This is a genomic window from Streptomyces sp. NPDC047453 (genome assembly GCF_040643155.1).
In the GTDB taxonomy this organism is placed as follows: domain Bacteria; phylum Actinomycetota; class Actinomycetes; order Streptomycetales; family Streptomycetaceae; genus Streptomyces.
The window spans coordinates 1-19,785 of the sequence record NZ_JBEYTS010000097.1; the positions used below are offsets into that span (position 1 = coordinate 1).

Sequence of the window (19,785 nt, forward strand, 5' to 3'; positions counted from 1 at the left end):
CAGGCGGGACCGGTGCTGGAACTCGCCGCGCACTCCCAGTCCCTGGTCTCACGGCTGCGCGCGGCGGCCCTGCCCCACCTGCACCGGGTCGTCGATCTGCTCGACGAGACCGCGAACCTGACGGTGCGCACCGGGGACACAGCCCGGTTCATCGCCAGCGTCGAGTGCCGGCAGGCCCTGCGGGTCGGCTCCCGGGAGGGCATGGTGTTCCCGGCGCACCGCACCACGGCGGGGCTGCTCCTGCTCGCCGACCTCTCCGACGAGGAACTGGACGAGGTGTACGCCCCCGAGCGCTACCGCGACCGCCCGGCCGACCGGCCGGACCTCGCCCGCCTGCACACGGAGCTGAAACGGCTGCGGCGCGACGGGTTCGCCGTCAACAAGGAACGGTCCGAGCGGGGCCTGATCGCCGTCGGCGTACCAGTGCGTGATCGGGACGGCACCGCACTGGCCGGCCTGTCGGTGTCGATGCCCAGCGTGCGCTACGACCCGCACCGCCTCCGATCCCTGGTCACGACCCTGAGCGCCGCGGCGCTCGCTCTGGAGGACGACCTGGCCGAGCGGTTCTGAGCCTCGATTCACCTTACATCAAGACCACTCACCTTAAGTTGTGCGCATTTCATTGACGTGCCGTAAAGCGAAGTGCCATTCTCCACGACACCACGCCGGACTCGCGACGTGCCCTCTCCCCCACCGCGTGCGCCGAGCCGAGCGCTTTCACGCTCTCGGGGCTCCTGCTTCCGGGACGCCCGCCTTCCCCAGCCAGGGAGAACAGCAATGACGCTCAACAACGGGACGACCACGTCCCAGGGCCCAACCGCGGGGGCCGCCCGGAGACCGGGCTACGCGGGAACACTGGCTGCCGCCTGCGGTGCGGTCTTCGTGGCCCAGGTCGCGAACGCGCTGCCGGCCTCGCTGCTCGGGCTCTTCCAGGAGGACCTGAAGACACACGGATCCCAACTGACCTGGATCACCGCCGCGTTCATGATCGCCGTGGTCTGCTTCGAGTTCACCTTCGGTGTCCTCGGTGACCTCTTCGGGCGGCGAAGGCTCGTCGTGGCCGGCACGGCCCTGGTCGCCGCGGGCAGCACAGTGGCCGCGCTCGCGCCCACCGTGCAGGTGCTGTGGATCGGCGCCGCCCTCAACGGACTGGGCGCCGGCGCCATGTTCCCCGGCTCACTCACCGCGATCACCGCCGTCACCCGCACCCTGCGGGAACGGGCACACGCGGTGGCACTCTGGAGCGGCTTCCTGTCCGCCGGCGCCGCCGTCTCACCTCTGCTCGGCGGCATGTTCGCCAAGGTCGGGTCGTGGCGCGGCTCCTTCTGGGTGCTCGTCGGACTCGCCCTGGTCAGCATGGTGCTCACCCTGGTGCTGGCCACGGAGTCGAAGGCGCCCCAGGGCCGCAGGTTCGACGTGCCCGGCCAGATCACCTTCGCCGTCGGTCTCATCCTGGTGCTGTACGGCGCCGTCGAGGGGCCCGAGTCGGGCTGGATCACCCTGCCCGTCATGCTCTCCCTCGCCCTCGGCGCGGTTTTCCTCGCAGGGTTCATCGTGGTGGAGCTGGGGGCCGAGTCCCCGATCTTCGACCTGAAGCTGTTCCGCAACCGGACGTTCGCCGTGTCGTCCGTCGTCGCGGTCATCGGGATGCTCGCCTTCCTCGGCGCCTGCTTCGCGACGAGCATGTGGATGGGTCCCGTGCAGCACCAGGATCCGATGCGCGTCGGCATCCTCTTCCTGCTCCTGCAGGGGCCGGCCTTCGTACTCATCCCGGCCGTCTCGCGTCTCCTGCACCGGATCGCCGCGTCCTGGCTGCTGACCTCGGGATTCGCTCTGATGGCGGCCGGCTGCCTGCTGTTCACCCAACTGGACGTCACCGACCCGGGATTCGGCGCGTTCGTCGCGCCCGCTCTACTGATCGGCGTCGGTTTCGCCCTGACCGTCAGCTCCGTGACGGCCGTGGCGCTGAACAGCGTGCCCCTGCACCTGGCGGGCATGGCCAGCGCCACCACCAACATGCTGCGCGATCTCGGCTTCGTCCTCGGCCCTGTCGTCGTCGGCGCGGTCGCCCTCAGCAACGCGGGGTCGGCGTTCGCGGCGAACCTGTCCGGCACGGACCTGCCGGCCCGTCAGCTGGCAGCGGCACGCGAGATCGCCGGGGCCGGAGGGCCCATCGCCGTGAACAGCCTGCCGCCCGGCGCCCCGGGATCCGCGGCACACGGCCTGGCCCTGGACGCCCTGGGCAGCGGCTTCAGCACCGCCTACCTGGTGTGCGGTGTGGCGGCCGCCGTCGCCGCGACGCTGACCGCCTTCGGCATGATCGGCCTCCACGCCCGCGGTGCCGCCGGGCACGAGGTGACCGCGCCCGCGCTGCCCGGCCACGACGGCAGGTCCGAACCGGTTGCCGACGCCGCCCATCCCTGACCTCCACGTCTCCCGACTACGTCACCAGGACCATCGACGCGCACGGCCCGTCCGCCACACACAAGGCGGCGGGCGGGCCGTCACCGGTCGGGACAGAGCACGTCGGCGCAAGCGCAGTCGGTACAGCGGTTCGCCACCCCGCCAGGGTCACGGCACCGTACCTGCCTCGAGCGCCCGCCGTCAGTCCTCGCCGGCGGCCGGGCCCGTGTCGCGTCGCAGGCCCACCACGGCGAGGAGGGCGCCCACGACGCACAGGACGGCGGTGACCAGAACGGCGGCGTGCACACCGTTCATGAAAGCATTGCCGCTGCCCTCGACGACGGCGGCCCTGAGCGACGCGGGCATGCCGTCCGTGACCGGCGCAATGCCCATGGCCACGGCGTCCTTGGCCCCCTCCAAGCCGCGGGCCCGCGAGGCCGGCACCCCGGCGCCGGTCAGCTCCGCGGCGAGCGTGGCTCCGACCCGGCTGCTGATCAACGAGACCAGAACGGACGTACCGAGGGCGCCGCCGATCTGCAGTGCCGTGGACTGCAGGCCGCTCGCCACACCGCCGTCCCGGACGGGCGCGTTGCCGACGATCGCGTCGGAGGAGGCCGACATGACCATGCCGACGCCCAGGCCGATCAGGACGAATGGCGGCCACATGGCCGCGTACGAGGCGTGCGCGTCCCAGGTCAACATCCACACGGAGGCCACCGCCTCCAGCAGCATGCCGGCCGGCATGGACAGGCGGGCGCCGAGCCGCTCGGTCAGCGCCGCGCCCAGCGGTGCGGCCACCACGGAGGCCAGGCTCAGCGGCAGAGTTCGCACACCGACCTCGACCGGGGGCAGGCCCCGGACGTTCTGCAGGTACAGCATCAGGAAAAAGATGACGCCGAGCAGCACGAAGAAGTTGATCGCGGTGACCAGCGCGCCGATGGTCAGCGCCGGACTGCGGAACAGTCGCATGGGCAGCAGCGGGCGCCGGACACGGGTCTCGTACCAGCCGAAGAGCACCAGCAGGACCAGTCCGGCGGCGAGGGAGCCCAGAGTTCCCCCCGAGGTCCAGCCCCAGGTCTCGCCCTTGATCACGCCGAAGACCACGGCGACCAGACCGAGCGCCAGCAGGATCACGCCGGGGATGTCGAAGCGGTGGCGGCCGGTGGAGTCCTTGCTCTGCGGCAGCACGAGCGCGCTGAAGACCAGGGTCGCGATGCCGATGGGCGCGTTGATGTAGAACACGGACTCCCAGTTGACGTGCTCGACCAGCAGGCCGCCGACGATCGGTCCGAGCGCGGTCGAGCAAGAGGCCACCATGGCCCACAGGCCCACCGCCGTGCCGAACTTGTGCGGCGGAAAGACGGCTCGCAGCAGGCCGAGGGTGTTGGGGATCAGCAGCGCGGCGCAGAGCCCCTGCAGCGCGCGGAAGGCGATCACGCCCTCGACGGAGCCGATCAACCCGATCATGACGGAGGCCACGACGAAGCCCGCGACGCCGGCCATGTAGTACGTGCGCCGCCCGAACCGGTCACCCAGCTTGCCGCCCAGGATGAGGGCGGCGGCCATGGCGATGAGGTAGGAGTTGGTGACCCACTGCAGGTCGGCGGTGGACGCGTGCAGGCTGCGGCCGATCTCCGGGTTCGCGATCGAGACCACGGATCCGTCGAGGTTGACCATGAAGAGACCGATCGCGACGGCGATCAGCGTCAGCCACGGATTGGAGCGCGGTCCCCGCTCGGCGCCCAGTGGCGACGGAGTGGGCAGGGTTGAGTGGTCCACGGCGGTGGAGGGCATGCAGGTGCCTTGTCTGTGGTGAGAGCGTCGAGAAATCGACAAAATGGATCAAGATCTACGGCATGGACGGAGATGCGGCGGCGTGCGGCCGGCGACGGGGAAGCGCGGTGGGCAACGGCGCGGTCGACGTGGGCGCTGCGCACGGGACCGGGCGCTCGCGCTGGAGAACCGGTGCCGGAAGGTCAGTCGGCGGAGTAGAAGCGCCGGGTCAACGCCAGCAACGCGCCACAGGCCGAGCCGAGGGCGTCCTGCTCACCGTCGGTGAGGGTCTCGAGCAGACGCGCCATGTGGGCTTCCTTCAGCCCCCGCGCTTCCGCGAGTCGCTCCGTAGCCAGGGCCGTGGGGTGCAGATGAGCGATCCGCTTGTCGACGGCGTCCCGCCTGCGCTCCAACAGCCCCAGCTCGGTGAGCTGGGCGACGAGGGCGCTGACGTTGTTCGGCTTCATCAGCAGGGCGTCCGCCGCGTCACGGACCGTGATCCCCGGGCGCTCCTCCACGAGCCGCAGCAGAGTGAGCTGCCCCTCCGGCAGCGTGGGGTGAGGGAAGTCCTGGACCACCCGCCGCTCGAGCGCTCTGTTCAGCACAGGCAGAACCGCCACGAGGACCGAGGCCACGTGGTCGTTCTGCCTGCCGGAGGCGCTTGAGTCGGGCACGCGCCGACTATAGGTATAGTCACATACCTATGTCAACATAGGTAACTGCCGCGCCGGCAAGAGGCCCGGGCCGGACGGGAAACAGCCGCACTGGAGCAGACCCGATCGGCGCCCCTCCTCGGCCACGGTCAGCCAAGCAGCCTGCCGCACCGTCGCGTGTGTGCCTGGGATATCGACGACAACCAGGTCAAGCCCGTAAGACGTCATGGAAGATCGGTTAGGTACACGAGCCGACCCGTCTGAATTCGCTTGTCCGCCGTTCCGAGTCCGGCTTACCGTGCCGTAGTGGATCTCTTCTCACGCTCTTGGACTGCATTGCGCACGGCGGTCGCCGGATTACCGGACGAGGACTTCGAGCGGCCGTCCGGCTGTACCGGCTGGCTCGTGCGGGACCTGGTCTGCCACCTGGTCATCGACGCCCAGGACGTCCTGATCACCCTGGTCACGCCCACCGAAACCGAACCAACCACGGACGCGGTCACCTACTGGGGCCTCCTGGACGAACCACCGACCGGCGAGGACCCCCTCGATGCGCTGATCCCCCGGCTGGCCGCCGCATACGGCGAGCCGCGGTGGCTCAAGTTCCACCTCGACGACGTGGGTTCCGCCGCGGGCCGAGCCGCCGAACTCGCCGATCCCACCCTCCGCGTCAGCACCCAGGACAAGGTGCTGACCGTCGGCGACTACCTGTCCGCGTACGTGCTCGAATGGACCTTGCACCACCTCGATCTGATCGCGCATCTGCCGTCGGACGCCGAGCCGCCCACCGAGACGCTCGGCGCGGCTCGCACGTCGCTGGAGAAGATCGCCGGGACGCCGTTTCCCGCCCCGTTCTCCGACAAGGACGCCTTGCTGATCGGCACTGGACGTCGCACGCCGACCGACGCTGACAAGGCTGCTCTGGGCGATCTCGCCGCAAACCTCCCGCTCATCCTCGGCTAACGACGTGAAGATCGGGAGCATGGCCGTGACGTGGAGGGGGCCACGCCACGCCTTGTGGGCCCGGCGACCGTGCGTCCGCGGGGCGGTGTCATCCGCTCGAGTCGAGCGCGAGCGTGGGTCGTTCCAGCTCGAACCACACGGCCAGGTCCAGGGTCCGCTCCAGGCCGTTGCGGTCCGCGGTCGTGACCCGGCCGGGCTCGACGGCGGTGACCTCCCGCAGTCGGCCTCGGTCGAGCAGGTCCAGAGCGGGACTGTCGTCCGACGAGAGCAGGTCGCGGACCTGTCTCTGCAGTGCCACCACGTAGGCCGGGTCCTGAGTCGAGGGGTAGGGGCTCTTGACCCGCTCGACGACCGAACGCGGCAGAAGGTCCTCGGTGGCCGCCCGGAGCAGGCTCTTCTCCCGGCCGTCGAAGGTCTTCAGCGACCACGGCGTGTTGAAGACGTACTCGACCAGGCGATGGTCGCAGAACGGGACGCGGACCTCCAGTCCGGTGGCCATGCTCAGCCGGTCCTTGCGGTCCAGCAGCATCCGCACGAAGCGGGTCAGGTGGAGGTAGCACACCTCGCGCATGCGGCGCTCCAACGGGTCGCTCTCCCCCTCCAGGTGTGGTACCTCTACCAGCGCCTCCTGATAACGCCGCTCCAGATAATCCCGCAGATCCAGACGTTCCTGCAGCTCGGGTTCGAGCAGCGAACCGCCGCCGCGGCCGTGCTGGCGCTCCAGAGCCGCCAGCCAGGGGAAGGTTCCGGCGTCCCGTGCGGCGGGATCGTGGAACCACGCGTAGCCGCCGAAGACCTCGTCCGCCGACTCACCAGACAGCGCCACCGTGGAGTGCTCCCGGATCGCGCGGAAAAGCAGCAGCAGCGACTGGTCCATGTCGCCCAGGCCCAGGGGCAGGTCCCGGGACCGTACTGCGGCGGCGCGCACGCTTGGATCGGCCAGGCCTTCGGGGTCGAGCACGATGTCCTGATGCTCGATACCCGCGTGCTCCACGACGTCGTGGACGTAGGGGGTGTCTGGCGTGGAGCGCAGACCGTCGGGGATGAAGTTCTCGCTCTGGCCGACGAAGTCGACGGCGAAGCTGCGCACCGTCTCCTTTCCGCGCATCTGCTCGGCGGCCAGTGCCGTGATCGCGCTGGAGTCCAGACCGCCCGAGAGCAGGACGCACCGCGGCACGTCGGAGACCAACTGGCGGCGGACGATGTCGTCGAGCAGCTCTCGCACCCGCGCCACGGTGTCCTGGCGGCTGTCGGTGTGCTCGGCAGCACGCAGCTGCCAGTAGGGGCGGGCACGCAGGCCCGAGCGCTCGACGGTGACCACCGTGCCCGGCTCCACCTCCCTCATCCCCGCCCAGACGGCGTGGCCGGGGGTCTTGGCCCTGGAGAACAGCTCGCGCAGGCCGTCCAGGTCGACACTGCGGGGCACCATGGGGTTGGCCAGGACGGCCTTGGGCTCGGAGCCGAACAGCACGCCGTCTTCGGTCGGGAAGTAGTACAGGGGCTTGATGCCCATGCGGTCGCGGATCAGGAGCAGCGACTTTGACCGTCCGTCCCAGATCGCGAACGCGAACATGCCGTTGAGGTGTTCGGGGAGTTCGGCGCCCCATTCCAGATAGCCGCGCAGCACGACCTCGGTATCGCTGTCGGTGCGAAAGCGGTGCCCGCGGTGGCGGAGCTCGTCACGCAGCTCCGTGTAGTTGTAGGCCTCCCCGGAATACACCAGCACGACATCGCCGTCCGGGGTGTCCTGCGTCATGGGCTGGACGCCGCCGGGCAGGTCGATGATGGCGAGCCGACGGTGGCCCATGGCCGCGTGGCGGTCGAGCCAGAGGCCCTGTGCATCCGGTCCGCGGCAGGCCATCGTGGCGTTCATGGCCTCGGCGACGGGGCGTTCCTGCCGCAGGTCGCGCCCATAGGAAACCCAACCGGAGATTCCGCACATGGGGGCCTCCTCATCGTGGAGAAGCATGGACAAGCATCCAGCTTCGTGGAGATCCGCCCCCGCAAGACGCTAACAGCGACCCCGGACCCGCGCAGCCCATGTCCTCTCGTCCCGCGGTGGTGCGCGCCGCCCCGACCTCCCCGGGACCTCGCCCTCAGGCGGTGCGTTGCAGGACGATCATGGCTGCGTCGGCGGCCACGTGCCCGCCGACGCGGTCGAGCAGATCGGCGCGCAGGTGGCGGACCAGGCCTCGGGGCTCTCCTCAGCCCGAACCGGACAGGCGACATCGCCCGCGCCAGGTCTCGAGCCGGTCGGGGGTGTTGCGTACGCCGTGGGGGGTGAGCTTGTGTTCGACGCAATGGGCCGCGAGCAGCCCGGCGACCTCGCCGATGTTCCACTCGACGGGGTGCAGGCGGTAGCAGCCGTTGGTGATGTGGGTGGTGCCGAGGTTCTTACGCCTACTCGGTACCCCAGGCAGACAGATGGGTCGCGGTCGCCCTCCGGGCAATCACACCAACACTCGACGCGGACGCCTCAGACGAAGCGTGGGCCTGACTGTACGAGGGCCGCATCAAGACGAGAAGAGCCCTCCTGCGTTCCGAGGCCCGCACGGTGACGATCATGCAACACAGCACCCGAATCAGGTGGGCGATCCGACCAGCGAGCACCCTTCCTCCCGTTGACGCACCGTCAGGGGATTGAACTGCCGGGGCACGCATACGACTTCGAGCCACACGCCACCAACTGATTTGCAACTTTCTCTACTGGTTCAAGCACGCGTCGTCGCTTCGCTCCTCCGGGCGGTCGCGGGCGGCTGGCGGCGCCCGCGCCGTACTGCGCCACTTTGGCCAGGCGTGATAACTGTGCGTAATCGAAATATGACATGTAGCCAAACTCTCGCATCACCCACGGGTCGGTTGACTCCAGGCGTTTGGGACGGCCGAGTCCACGGCACCCGGAGTCTGGACTGCCCGGAAGGTCCCGACGCGTCGAATCACCCGCCAAACGGGACGGAACCGCCACCATGCGCATGCTTGAAGGAGTGCTTCAGCCGCCGCAAGCACGGCTAGCGCCCCGTGCCGTTCTCCGCGTGGGCACTGCCGGAGCCTCCCGCTGGTGTCTCGACCGCGCGGGACTGCAGCCCGAGAATCTGGACGCCGTCACGAAGTCGTTCGACCCTGGAGAAACTGCCGGCCGCCCCTCCGCACCGGACAGTGTCGTCCACGAGTACAAGGTCATGGCGCTCCAGGAGGCACGCCGACCTGGCGGCCGGCGGCCAGGCTGCTCCTGGAGGAGGCCCTCCTCGAACTCGGCTCTGGCTGCACCGCCAGACGGGCGGCGAGCCCCTCACCGCGCTCAGAAGTAGACGAAAGACACAAGACACCAGCGGACGGGATCAGGAGGAGCGATCATGACCGGAGGCCGTTCGGATGCTCTGGTGTTTTTCGGGGCGACCGGAGACTTGGCGTACAGACAGGTCTTCCCGGCACTGGCCACGCTGGTGGCCAGGCAGCAACTGGATGTGCCGCTGATCGGGGTGGCCAAGTCCGGGTGGGACCGGGAACAGCTCGTCGAACGGGCACGGGACAGCCTCGCCCACCACGGCGGTATCGAAGCGCAGGCTGCGGACCGGCTGTACGGGCTGCTGCGCTACGTGGACGGCGACTACAACGACCCTGGGACGTTCAAGGCACTCCGCGCCGAACTAGGCGACGCCAAAGCTCCGCTGCATTATCTGGCCATCCCTCCGGCGCTGTTCCGCACTGTGGTCAAGGCCCTGCACGAGTCCGGATCCGCCGACGGCGCCCGGGTAGTGGTGGAGAAGCCATTCGGCCACGACCTGGCGTCGGCGCGGAAGCTGAACGTCGCCTTGCACCAGGTGTTCCCCGAGACCTCGATCTTCCGCATCGATCACTACCTGGGCAAGGAGGCGGTGCTCGGCCTCCTCTACTTCCGATTCGCCAACTCCTTCCTGGAACCGATCTGGAACCGTTCCTACGTGGACTCGGTGCAGATCACTATGGCTGAGGACTTCGGCGTTGCCGGCCGGGGGGCGTTCTACGACCAGACCGGGGCCATCCGCGACGTGGTGCAGAACCACATGCTCCAGGTGCTGTCCCTGGTGGCCATGGAGCCGCCTGCCGGATACGGACACGAGGACATCAGGGACGAGAAGGCGAAGGTGCTGCGCGCCATGCCCCCGCTGCCGCCGGACGATGTCATCCGCGGCCAGTTCTCCGGCTACACCGATGAGCCCGGGGTGGCTGAGGACTCCGCCGTGGAGACGTTCGTGGCGCTGCGGGCGCACGTCGACACCTGGCGATGGGCAGGGGTGCCGTTCTTCATCCGGGCCGGCAAGCGCCTGCCAGTCACCGCGACCGAGGTCCTGGCCCGGCTGCGCCGGCCCCCGGAGGCCATCGCGGGGCGGCCAGGACGTCGGCGAAGCGAACTACGTGCGGTTCCGTCTGACCCCGGACATCGCGATCTCGCTTGGCGCCAGGGTCAAGGCGGCGGGAGAGACGATGACCGGCACGGGTGTCGAACTGGCCTTGCACGAGCAGCCTGGGCCGGCCGAGCTGGCGCCCTACGATCGGCTGCTCGGCGACGCGTTCGACGGCGATGCCTCGCTGTTTGCCCGTGAGGACGCCGTGGAGGCCGCGTGGACGGTGGTCGACGCGGTGCTCGGCGACGCCACTCCGCTGCACCGTTACGAGCCGGGCACGTGGGGCCCGGAGCAGGCCGCCGACCTTACGGCCCGCCATGGCGGCTGGCACGATCCTCGCTCCGCGGAGGCTGGGAAATGAGCACGGCTGCCGGGACCCAGGACCACCTGGCCGCGCGTCATCGGAAGCATGACGCGGAAATTCGGGCCGCGGCGCAGCGTGCGGCCGGGCTCATCCGCCCGGGTGTGATCGTCGGCCTCGGCTCGGGGGCCGAACTCACGGCCGGCCTGCCGGCGGGAGCCGGGGTGGCCGAGGTCGGCCTGTTCTGCGGCCTGGCAACCGACTTGACCATCGCCACTCCCAGCAGGGTCGACCACCAGGAAAGGCCGAGACCATGACCACCCCGATGGAGATCGCCCCATCCAGCGCGGTACTGCCGGCCAGTCGGAGGCTTGTCAATGGCGGTCGACGCCAGGGCAGACATCGCCGTCTGCGACTCGGCCATCTTCGATACCACGCGGCCGGTACCGGCCTGCGTGACCGCATTGCGCGACTCCGCCGCGCGGACAGCCACTTCCCGCACGGCTACAGCCAGGGGAGCGTGAACCACCCATGAATGATCAAGCAAACCAGCCCGCCACCCACGATGCCGACCAGCGCGGCATCGACACGATCCGCACCCTGTCCATGGATGCGGTGCAGGCGGCGGAATCCGGGCATCCCGGCACCCCGATGGCACTGGCCCCGGTGGCGTACTGCCTGTGGCAGCGGTACCTGCGGTTCGATCCGGCCGACCCGATCTGGCCGGACCGGGACCGGTTCGTCCTGTCCAACGGGCACGCCTCGATGCTGCTGTACTCACTGCTGCACCTGACCGGTGTGCAGGCGGTGAACCCGAAGTACGAGACCACTGGCAAGCTCTCGGTGACGCTGGAGGACATCAAGGCGTTCCGACAGATCGGCAGCCGCTGTCCGGGGCACCCGGAGTACCGGTGGACCTCGGGAGTGGAGACCACGACCGGGCCGCTCGGCCAGGGGGTGGCCACCAGCGTGGGCATGGCGGCCGCGGGCCGCTGGCTGGCCGAGCGCTACAACAAGCCAGGCTTCCGGCTCTTCGACTATGACGTGTACGCGCTGATGGGCGACGGCTGCATGATGGAGGGCATCAGCAGCGAGGCGGCATCGCTGGCCGGGCACCTCCGCCTGGACAATCTGTGCTGGATCTACGACAACAACCACATCACGATCGAGGGATCCACCTCATTGGCGTTCTCCGACGACGTGGCTGCCCGCTTCCAGAGCTACGGGTGGGACGTCACCCGGGTCGGCGACGCCAACGACCTGGACCTCTTGTCCAAGGCATTTGACACGTTCAGGGAGACATCAGGGCGGCCCACGCTGATCATCGTGGACACCCACATCGGCTACGGCGCCCCGCACAAGCACGACACCGCAGCGGCGCACGGCAAGCCGCTCGGCGATGACGAGGTCCGGGCCGCGAAACGGTTCTACGGCTGGCCGGAAGAGGCCCACTTCCTGGTGCCCGATGGGGTGTACGAGCACTTCCAGGAGGGCATCGGCCGCCGCGGCGCGAAACTGCGGGCGGAATGGTTTGCGCTGTTCGAGCGCTACCGCCAGGCTCACCCGGAACTGGCCGACGAGGTGTACCGGATGAGCCACCGCCAGCTCCCCGACGGCTGGGACTCCGGCCTGCCCAGCTTCCCGCCCGACCCGAAGGGACTGGCCAGTCGGGAGTCCTCCGGCCAGGTGCTCAACGCCCTGGCCCGCAACATCCCCTGGCTGCTCGGCGGAGCCGCCGACCTGTACCCCTCGACCAAGACCCGGCTCACCTTCGCCGGCGCCGGGGACTTCGAGGCCGGCAGCTATACCGGGCGGAATTTCCACTTCGGCATCCGCGAGCACGCCATGTGCGCCATCACCAACGGCATGGCGCTGACCAAGGTGCGGCCGTTCGCCTCAGGGTTCCTGATCTTCACCGACTACGCCCGCGGCGCGATGCGGCTGTCGGCGCTGATGGAGATCCCGGTCATCTACATCTGGAGCCACGACTCGATCAGCCTGGGCGAGGACGGCCCCACCCACCAGCCGATCGAGCAGCTCGCCTCGCTGCGGGCCATGCCCGGCATCCTGGTCATCCGCCCCGCCGACGCCAACGAGGTGGCCGAGGCATGGCGGGTGATCATGCCGCTGCGTCACGAGCCCGCCGTTCTCGTGCTGTCCCGCCAAGCGTTGCCGACCCTGGACCGTTCCCGCTACGCCGCCGCCTCCGGCCTGGCCCGCGGTGGCTACGTGCTGGCCGACCCCCCGGACGCGGAACCCGACGTGATCCTGATCGGCACCGGCTCGGAGGTCGCGCTGTGCGTGGCCGCCCATGAGGCGCTCACCGAGGAAGGCATCCCCGCTCGCGTGGTGTCGATGCCCTGCTGGGAGCTGTTCGAGAAACAGGACCAGGCCTACCGCGACGAGGTGCTGCCGCCGCGGGTCCGCGCCCGGGTCGCGGTCGAGGAGGCCGCCGACTTCGGCTGGTCCCGGTATGTCGGCCTCGACGGAGCCATCCTCGGCATGGAGACCTTCGGAGCCTCGGCGCCGATCCAGAAGGTCCAGGCGAAGTTCGGCTTCGAGCCCGCCCATGTCATCCAGGCAGCCCGGGACCAACTGGCCCGCCGGCCGTGACCGGCGCCGTCCCGATCGTCCCGCGGAGAAAGGAAGAGCCATGAAACCGACCCAGGCTCTGCACGAGGCGGGCCAGAGCATCTGGCTGGACAACATCACCCGGGCGCTGCTCGACGAGGGCACCCTGGGCCGCTACATCGCCGAGTACTCGGTGACCGGGCTCACCTCGAACCCGACGATCTTCGACAAAGCGATCGAGGGTGGCCGCGACTACGACGCCGACATCGCCGACCGCAAGGCCGCCGGAGCCACCGACGAGGAGGTGTTCTTCGAGCTGGCCGTGGCCGACCTGCGCCGCGCCGCCGACCTGTTCGCGCCCATCCACGACCGGACCGACGGCGTGGACGGTTGGGTGTCGCTGGAGGTGTCCCCGCTGCTGGCGCACGACACCAGCAGCACCATCGACGAGGCCAGGACGCTGCATCGCAGGGCCGAGCGGGACAACCTGTTCATCAAGATCCCGGGCACCGCCGAGGGACTGCCTGCCATCGAGGAATGCATCTACTCCGGGGTGCCGGTCAACGTGACCCTGCTGTTCTCGGCGGAGCAGTACCAGGCAGCGGCCGAGGCCTACCTGCGCGGCCTGGAGCGCCGGGTCACCGACGGCCTGGACCCGGCCGTGGGCTCGGTCGCCTCGCTGTTCGTGTCCCGGTGGGACAAGGCGGTGGCCGGGCGGGTCCCTGAGGAGCTGCGCGACCGGCTGGGCATCGCCGCGGCAAGGCAGGCATACCGCGCCTACCGGGAGCTGCTGGACTCCCCGCGCTGGGAACGGCTGGCCAACGAAGGAGCCAGGCCGCAGCGGCTCCTGTGGGCCTCCACCTCGGTCAAGGATCCCGAGGCCCCGGACGTGCTGTACGTGGCCGCGCTGGCCGCTCCGTTCACCGTCAACACCATGCCGGACAAGACCTTGGAGGCCTTCGCCGATCACGGCAAGGTCGGCGAGCGGCTGCCTGCCGACGGCGGCGACTCCGAAGAGGTCATCGCCCGCTTCGCCAAGGCCGGCATCGACGCCGGCTCGCTGGCGGGCGAGCTGCAGCGCGAGGGCGCGGACGCCTTCGTGACCTCCTGGAAAGACCTGCTGGACCGGATCGGGGCCAGGCACAAGCAGCTCTCCGGGGCGGGTTGACCGCTTCCGGCAGCCGTCCGTCATCGCTACGGACGGCGAACCAGGGAGAATCCATGTCTGAGCACCGGGTCTTTACCGAGGGAGTCATCTGGGGCATATCGTCCGACGCGGCGCACAACCTGGATCATGACTCCTCCACCACGGCGCTGATCCGCCGGCACCGAGCGGCGCGGAGGCGAGCCTCGTGAGCGCCCCCCGGCCCAAAGTCGTGATCGTCGGCGCCGGCTTCGCCGGGCTGGCCGCGGCCAAGGCCCTGCACCGGGCGCCCGTCCAGGTCACCGTGGTGGATCAGCACGACTATCACACCTTCACCCCGTTCCTGTACCAGGTGGCCACCGCACTGCTCGAAGCCGACGCCGTCGCCTTCCCGGTCCGCGGCGAGGTCCGGCGGCTGGGCAACGTGGCGTTCCGGCTCGCCACCGTCACCGGCGTCGACCTGGACGCCAAGGCGGTCGACACCGACCAGGGCCGACTGCCCTACGACTATCTGGTGCTGGCCGCCGGAGCAGTCAACGCCTACTTCGGGCACTCCGAGATCGCCGAGCATTCCCTCGGGCTGAACGACCTGCCCGAGGCGCTGCAGTTGCGCAACGCCATCCTGGACCGGTTCGAGGCAGCCGTCTGGTCGGCTGATCCGGCCGAACGGGCTCGCCTGCTCAGCTTCGCGGTCGTCGGCGGCGGTGCCACCGGGACCGAGTTCGCCGGGGCGCTGGCCGAGTTGGTCACCGGCACCCTGGCCCGGGACTTCCCCGGCCTGGACCGGTCGGAGGTGAGCATCACGCTCGTCGAGGCCAGCCCTCACCCGCTGTCCGTGTTCCCCCGGCCGCTGCCGGTCGCGGCCGAACGGGCGCTGCGGCGCAAGGGTGTCCAGATCCGCTCCTGGGTCATGGTCACCGAAGTCGACAAGACGGGCCTGCGCCTGAAGGACGGGACAAGGGTCCCCGCCGCGACGGTCATCTGGGCCGCCGGGGTGCGCGCCTCGCACCTGGCCGACAGCCTGGGCCTCCGGCTCGGCTCGCACGAGCGGATCACGGTGACGCCCGCCCTGCAAGTCGACGGGCATCCGGAGGTGTTCGTGGTGGGCGACTTCGCGGAGATCCCCCAGCCTGACGCCGGGGAGCCGCTGCCGATGCTCGCCCAGGTGGCCATCCAGTCCGGCGGGCAGGCCGGGAGGAACATCGGCGCGCTCCTGCGCGGAGACATCCCCCAGCCCTTCCGGTACAAGGACCTGGGCACCATGGCCACAGTCGGACGCGGCTTCGCCGTGGCCGACATCGGACCGGTCCGGCTCAGCGGACAGCCGGGATTCCTGGCCTGGCTGGTGGTGCACATCGCCCGGATCGCGGGGATGCGCACCCGCGCGCTGACCCTGGCGAACTGGGTCTCCGGCTACCTGTTCCGCAACCGCCCCGTGCGGCTGATCGTCGGCCCGCGTGGAGCGGACCAAGAGCAGCTCCAAGACCAGGCATGACACAAGAGCAAGAAGGAGACACGAGATGCAGATCGGAATGGTCGGGCTGGGCCGGATGGGCGCCAACCTGGTCCGGCGGCTGATGCGCGCCGGTCACGATTGCGTGGTGTTCGACATCAACTCGGATGCGGTGAAGGAACTGCAAGTCGAGGGGGCCACCGGGGCGTCCTCCCTGGAGGACCTGGTGGCCAGGCTGACCAAGCCCCGGGCGGTGTGGGTCATGGTCCCGGCCGGCGAGATCACCAGCAAGACAGTCCATGACCTGGCGAGCCACATGGAACCCGACGACGTGGTCATCGACGGCGGCAACTCCTACTATCGCGACGACATCGCCAGGTCCAAGGCCCTTTCAGGGGCAGGTATCCACTACGTCGACGTGGGCACCAGCGGCGGGGTGTGGGGACTGGAGCGCGGCTACTGCCTGATGATCGGGGGCCCGGACCAGATCGTGGACCGGCTTCGGCCGATCTTCGAGGCGATCGCCCCCGGCGTGGACGCGGCGCCGCGCACCCCCGGCCGGTACGGGACCTCCGCGCCGTCGGAACACGGCTACCTGCACTGCGGGCCGGCCGGTGCCGGGCACTTCGTGAAGATGGTGCACAACGGGATCGAGTACGGGGTCATGGCCGCCTACGCCGAGGGCCTGAACATCCTGAAGAACGCCAACGCCGGCACCGCGAGCCGCCAGGCCGACGCCGAGACGGCCCCGCTTGAGCATCCCGAGAACTACCGTTACGACATCGACCTCGCCGAAGCAGCGGAGGTGTGGCGCCGCGGCAGCGTGATCGGGTCCTGGCTGCTGGACCTCACCGCCGCTGCCCTGCTGCAGTCCCCGACCCTGGAGGAGTTCTCCGGCCGGGTCTCGGACTCCGGCGAGGGGCGATGGACCGCGGTCGCCGCAGTGGAGGAGGGGGTGCCGGCGCCCACCCTGGCCACCGCGCTGTTCGCCCGGTTCGGCTCCAGGGACCTGGACCACTTCTCCAACCAGGTCCTGTCGGCCATGCGCAAGGGCTTCGGCGGGCACGCGGAACGGCCGGCCGGATGAGCCCCCCTGATTACCGGCACCTGGCCCTGCTGTTCGACATCGATGGCACCCTGATCATCACCGGCGGGGCAGGGGCCCGGTCCTGGCGCCTGGCCTTCGACGAGCTGTACGGCATCCCCGCCGACATCGGCAAGTTCACCGACACCGGCATGACCGACCCCGACGTGGGCCGAAAGACCTTCGAGGCCGTACTGGGCCGCAGGCCCGAACGGCACGAGTTCGCCAGACTCCTGGAACGCCGCCTGCACTATCTGCGCCAGACCGTGAACGAGTCGGAGCACTACCGCGTGCTGCCTGGCGTCGAGGACCTGCTGCCCAGGCTGATCGACGAGGGATACCTGCTCGGCCTGATCACCGGCAACCTGGAGGCCGCCGCGCACATCAAGCTGCACCGCGTCGGCCTGAACCGGTTCTTCTCCTTCGGCGGCTACGGCTCGGACTCCAACGACCGCGCCGAGGTAACCCGCATCGCGATACGCCGGGGCTCTCTGGTCTACGGCGAGGACCTGGCCCCGGACCGCTGCCTGGTCATCGGCGACACCCCGCACGACGTGGCGGGCGCGCATGCGGCCGGGGTCGCCTGCGTCGGGGTGGCCAGCCACAACTTCAACTCCACCCAACTCGCCGAGGCCAAGGCCGACTGGGTCATCGAGTCGCTCGAACACGGCCTGCCCGACGAGGCCCTGGAATGATGGTCATGTCTTTTAAAGTTTCGTTAGCGCACCTCCCTTGTGCATGGCGATGTGATCAGTTTTGTCGCTCTTGATCTCGTATTGCGGATCGCTTTCAGTGCAGTGACGCATGTGCCCTTTGTACTCCACGTCGCGCGTGTGTTTCTTGACGATAATTCCTTCAACGTATCCGGCTTCGGAGTTCCATCTGACATGGTCTCCAACAGTGAATTGCTTCACCATTCCCGTTCCTTTCTGGACGCGGGCCGAGCAGGCGCTTGGTCAGGAAAGTTGCGGATTGCACGAAGAGTCGTCGCCGACCTTCATCTCCCAGCTTAGATCGTCGATCGCCGTGAAGACCCGAGAGGTGAAATGATCGACTGAAGGTAATAATGAACTAGGACCCCACCACCTGGCGGGTCGAGTCGGCGGGTGGTGCGGACGTCGGAGGCTCGAGAAGGGGTGATGGTGCCATGCAGGAGGTGCGCGCGCGCCGCGTTTATGAGGAGGCCGGACCGTCCGACGGCAGGCGTGTATTGGTGGACCGGCTGTGGCCTCGCGGCCTGTCCAAGGAAAGGGCCCACTTGGACGAGTGGCTCAAGGCGGTGTCTCCGTCCGATGAGCTGCGCCGTTGGTACGGCCATCAGCCCTCCAAGTTCGCCGAGTTCAAGCGCCGTTACGAATCCGAGTTGACAGAGCCGGACCGGGCCGAGGCTTTGGGCCACCTGCGTGATGAGGCGCAGACCGGGCCTGTGACCTTGCTGACCGCGACAAAGGACCTCGAGCACAGCGAGGCGGAAGTTCTCGCGGAGCTAATACGTTCGGAGTAGGCCGCGGTCGCAGCAGTGGTTGGTCCCCGCGCCCATGGCGATCATCGAGCGGCCACCGGTCCGCTCGGCATTGCGCGCGAACTCCCTCGCCACCCGGGCTGCGGCCTTGGCCGGCACCGAGGTGATTGCCTCCTGCCAGGCCGGGGTGTACGGCTGGGTGGCGTCTTCGTAGCCAGTCGGCCAATCGCCGGGAAGCCCCTCGCGGGCCACGCCGTATTGCGCGAGCAGCAGGTCGAAGACGGTGGTGGCCAGGTGCCCGCCGACCCGCAGCGCGGGCACACCGCGCCGCAGCACCCCACCGGACTCTCCGGGCTCCGCATCGAACCGGGGCAGATCCACCGCCATCGCCTCCGCGCCTGCGCGGCCGTGCAGCGACAGCAGCGGGTCGGCGCCTTCCAGACGCAGGTTCCACCGGCCCTTCCCGGTCTCTGTCCAGCGGAAGCCCAGCGACCCGTTCGGCACCACCGGCTCGCCCGTGGCCGCGTCCAGCAGCACCGTCTTGAACTCGGCCGCCTCCGTGTCCGCGCCGGGCAGGTCGGCTGCGGTCAGGAACTTCTCCGGCACGAAGGCGCCGTCACGCTCGCGCAGCCGGACCAGGAACGGCAGGTCGGTGTAGGTCTTGGCGTACTCGGTGAAGCGGGGCACCTGCCGGTCGCGGTAGAACTCGGTGAGGATCACATGCCCCATCGCCAGCGCCAGCGCCCCGTCGGTGCCGGGCGCCGCCGCCAGCCAGTCGTCGGCGAACTTGGTGTGGTCGCCGTAGTCCGGGGAGACCACCACCACCTTCTGGCCGCGGTAGCGGGCCTCGGTCATGAAGTGCGCGTCAGGGGTACGGGTGATCGGCAGGTTGGTGCCCCAGATGATCAAGTAGCGGCCCGCTATATCCGGGCCGCAACCGGCCAATCGTGGGAATTTGGCTAACGCCCTATAACCCAATCCAGAATCACAAGGGTGCTGCCGCGCAGTTGCCCAGCGGCGGACATGCCGTCAGACACCTGATCTGCTCTGACACGTTGATCCTTACCGATGGCCCCCCAGGCTGAGGTGATTCGACGTGCCGCACATGAGGAATACGGGCGCAGAGCACCGATCGTGGCAAGCTCTGCGGCATGCGCGTGTACCTCGGCTCGGACCATGCTGGCTACGAACTCAGGAACCACCTCGTCGCATGGCTCACGGCCGCGGGCCACGAGCCGGTGGATTGCGGTCCGCACATTTCCCCGTTCTCCGAGGAAGAGCGCCACATCCGCCGTATCGACATGCTCAGCGACTATGAACGCACGGGGATGCTCCCGGAAATCCCCGCCCACCACCCACAGCAGGACTGACAGCACCTGCCCATAGTCCGGGGGCAACGTTTCGCGATGGCGTGCGCTGAGCCAATGGCCACTCCTCAGATCGAAACATCGACACGCGCCCCTCTACTCCACCAGGAAGAGCGCAACCCGACCCTGAACTAACCTCGATTCGTCAGCGGGTTTCGGTCGCTGATCGGTGCGGCTGTTCGCCCGTAATGTCCTCTGCCGTTGGAGGACGGGCCGTCGCGTGACG

Annotated in this window: 16 protein-coding genes and 4 pseudogenes; 14 read left to right on the plus strand and 6 right to left on the minus strand. The window is 69.2% G+C overall.

Annotated features, from left to right (window positions below):
* Together ABZ818_RS38655 and ABZ818_RS38660 are read left to right on the plus strand one after the other, a co-directional pair.
* Positions 1–570 (plus strand): IclR family transcriptional regulator C-terminal domain-containing protein (locus ABZ818_RS38655; protein WP_361425773.1); only part of this gene is annotated, 570 nt, incomplete at its 5' end.
* Positions 571–777: 207 nt separating this feature from the next.
* Positions 778–2,424, plus strand: a complete 1,647-nt coding sequence (locus ABZ818_RS38660) for an MFS transporter (RefSeq protein ID WP_361425776.1) — start codon at positions 778–780, stop codon at positions 2,422–2,424.
* Between the two features lie 180 nt (positions 2,425–2,604).
* Here ABZ818_RS38660 and ABZ818_RS38665 read toward each other — a convergent pair whose 3' ends face one another.
* Positions 2,605–4,197, minus strand: a complete 1,593-nt coding sequence (locus ABZ818_RS38665) for an MFS transporter (protein WP_361425779.1) — start codon at positions 4,195–4,197, stop codon at positions 2,605–2,607.
* Positions 4,198–4,379: 182 nt separating this feature from the next.
* Entirely contained in the window at positions 4,380–4,850 is a 471-nt protein-coding gene (locus ABZ818_RS38670) for a MarR family transcriptional regulator (protein ID WP_361425782.1), read from the minus strand.
* Between the two features lie 285 nt (positions 4,851–5,135).
* Between ABZ818_RS38670 and ABZ818_RS38675 the strand changes: the two genes are divergently transcribed.
* Positions 5,136–5,792: a maleylpyruvate isomerase N-terminal domain-containing protein gene (locus tag ABZ818_RS38675; protein ID WP_361425785.1), complete on the plus strand. Its 657-nt coding sequence runs from the start codon at positions 5,136–5,138 to the stop codon at positions 5,790–5,792.
* 88 nt (positions 5,793–5,880) lie between these two features.
* On the opposite strand, the gene asnB is transcribed toward ABZ818_RS38675, so the two are convergent.
* Positions 5,881–7,734: an asparagine synthase (glutamine-hydrolyzing) gene (gene asnB / locus ABZ818_RS38680; protein ID WP_361425788.1), complete on the minus strand. Its 1,854-nt coding sequence runs from the start codon at positions 7,732–7,734 to the stop codon at positions 5,881–5,883.
* A 262-nt stretch (positions 7,735–7,996) separates the two neighbouring features.
* A pseudogene (locus tag ABZ818_RS38685) lies at positions 7,997–8,188 on the minus strand (FAD-dependent oxidoreductase); the annotation flags it as partial.
* Here ABZ818_RS38685 and ABZ818_RS38690 point away from each other — a divergent pair.
* The 9 genes and pseudogenes from ABZ818_RS38690 to ABZ818_RS38730 all read left to right on the plus strand — a co-directional run.
* Positions 8,179–8,482, plus strand: a pseudogene (locus ABZ818_RS38690) (hypothetical protein); the annotation flags it as partial. The pseudogenes ABZ818_RS38685 and ABZ818_RS38690 overlap by 10 nt on opposite strands.
* Positions 8,483–9,145: 663 nt before the next feature.
* A pseudogene (locus tag ABZ818_RS38695) lies at positions 9,146–10,144 on the plus strand (glucose-6-phosphate dehydrogenase (NADP(+))); the annotation flags it as partial.
* A 43-nt stretch (positions 10,145–10,187) separates the two neighbouring features.
* A complete protein-coding gene (locus ABZ818_RS38700) occupies positions 10,188–10,538 on the plus strand; it encodes a hypothetical protein (protein ID WP_361425791.1) in 351 nt (116 codons plus the stop codon).
* The gene (locus ABZ818_RS38705) at positions 10,535–10,795 is read left to right on the plus strand and encodes a hypothetical protein (protein ID WP_361425794.1); all 261 of its coding nucleotides are present in this window, start codon (positions 10,535–10,537) and stop codon (positions 10,793–10,795) included. Before ABZ818_RS38700 ends, ABZ818_RS38705 begins: the two co-directional genes overlap by 4 nt.
* A gap of 214 nt (positions 10,796–11,009) precedes the next feature.
* Positions 11,010–13,091 (plus strand): transketolase, encoded by a 2,082-nt coding sequence (gene tkt, locus ABZ818_RS38710; protein ID WP_361425797.1) that lies wholly within the window; start codon positions 11,010–11,012, stop codon positions 13,089–13,091.
* Positions 13,092–13,131: 40 nt separating this feature from the next.
* Positions 13,132–14,217: a transaldolase gene (gene tal / locus ABZ818_RS38715; RefSeq protein WP_361425800.1), complete on the plus strand. Its 1,086-nt coding sequence runs from the start codon at positions 13,132–13,134 to the stop codon at positions 14,215–14,217.
* A 184-nt stretch (positions 14,218–14,401) separates the two neighbouring features.
* Positions 14,402–15,688 (plus strand): NAD(P)/FAD-dependent oxidoreductase, encoded by a 1,287-nt coding sequence (locus tag ABZ818_RS38720; RefSeq protein ID WP_361425803.1) that lies wholly within the window; start codon positions 14,402–14,404, stop codon positions 15,686–15,688.
* 25 nt (positions 15,689–15,713) lie between these two features.
* Positions 15,714–16,733: a phosphogluconate dehydrogenase (NAD(+)-dependent, decarboxylating) gene (gnd, locus tag ABZ818_RS38725; RefSeq protein WP_361425806.1), complete on the plus strand. Its 1,020-nt coding sequence runs from the start codon at positions 15,714–15,716 to the stop codon at positions 16,731–16,733.
* Entirely contained in the window at positions 16,730–17,425 is a 696-nt protein-coding gene (locus ABZ818_RS38730) for an HAD family hydrolase (RefSeq protein WP_361425809.1), read from the plus strand. Before gnd ends, ABZ818_RS38730 begins: the two co-directional genes overlap by 4 nt.
* Before the next feature lie 12 nt (positions 17,426–17,437).
* Here the strand turns inward: ABZ818_RS38730 and ABZ818_RS38735 are convergent, their stop codons facing one another.
* Positions 17,438–17,647, minus strand: a complete 210-nt coding sequence (locus tag ABZ818_RS38735) for a DUF2945 domain-containing protein (protein ID WP_361425812.1) — start codon at positions 17,645–17,647, stop codon at positions 17,438–17,440.
* Between the two features lie 230 nt (positions 17,648–17,877).
* On the opposite strand from ABZ818_RS38735, the gene ABZ818_RS38740 reads away from it, so the two are divergent.
* A complete protein-coding gene (locus ABZ818_RS38740; RefSeq protein ID WP_361425815.1) occupies positions 17,878–18,234 on the plus strand; it encodes a DUF488 family protein in 357 nt (118 codons plus the stop codon).
* A 15-nt stretch (positions 18,235–18,249) separates the two neighbouring features.
* On the opposite strand, the pseudogene ABZ818_RS38745 reads toward ABZ818_RS38740, so the two are convergent.
* Positions 18,250–19,104, minus strand: a pseudogene (locus ABZ818_RS38745) (molybdopterin-dependent oxidoreductase); the annotation flags it as partial.
* A gap of 239 nt (positions 19,105–19,343) precedes the next feature.
* Here ABZ818_RS38745 and ABZ818_RS38750 point away from each other — a divergent pair.
* Positions 19,344–19,562 (plus strand): RpiB/LacA/LacB family sugar-phosphate isomerase, encoded by a 219-nt coding sequence (locus ABZ818_RS38750; RefSeq protein ID WP_361425818.1) that lies wholly within the window; start codon positions 19,344–19,346, stop codon positions 19,560–19,562.
* Positions 19,563–19,785 lie beyond the last annotated feature (223 nt).

Coding starts and splice junctions, on each gene's coding strand:
- ABZ818_RS38660 (WP_361425776.1), top strand. CDS start 778: ATGACGCTCAACAACGGGACGACCACGTCCCAGGGCCCAACCGCGGGG.
- ABZ818_RS38665 (WP_361425779.1), bottom strand. CDS start 4,197: ATGCCCTCCACCGCCGTGGACCACTCAACCCTGCCCACTCCGTCGCCA.
- asnB (WP_361425788.1), bottom strand. CDS start 7,734: ATGTGCGGAATCTCCGGTTGGGTTTCCTATGGGCGCGACCTGCGGCAG.
- ABZ818_RS38705 (WP_361425794.1), top strand. CDS start 10,535: ATGAGCACGGCTGCCGGGACCCAGGACCACCTGGCCGCGCGTCATCGG.
- tkt (WP_361425797.1), top strand. CDS start 11,010: ATGAATGATCAAGCAAACCAGCCCGCCACCCACGATGCCGACCAGCGC.
- tal (WP_361425800.1), top strand. CDS start 13,132: ATGAAACCGACCCAGGCTCTGCACGAGGCGGGCCAGAGCATCTGGCTG.
- gnd (WP_361425806.1), top strand. CDS start 15,714: ATGCAGATCGGAATGGTCGGGCTGGGCCGGATGGGCGCCAACCTGGTC.
- ABZ818_RS38730 (WP_361425809.1), top strand. CDS start 16,730: ATGAGCCCCCCTGATTACCGGCACCTGGCCCTGCTGTTCGACATCGAT.
- ABZ818_RS38735 (WP_361425812.1), bottom strand. CDS start 17,647: ATGGTGAAGCAATTCACTGTTGGAGACCATGTCAGATGGAACTCCGAA.
- ABZ818_RS38740 (WP_361425815.1), top strand. CDS start 17,878: ATGCAGGAGGTGCGCGCGCGCCGCGTTTATGAGGAGGCCGGACCGTCC.
- ABZ818_RS38750 (WP_361425818.1), top strand. CDS start 19,344: ATGCGCGTGTACCTCGGCTCGGACCATGCTGGCTACGAACTCAGGAAC.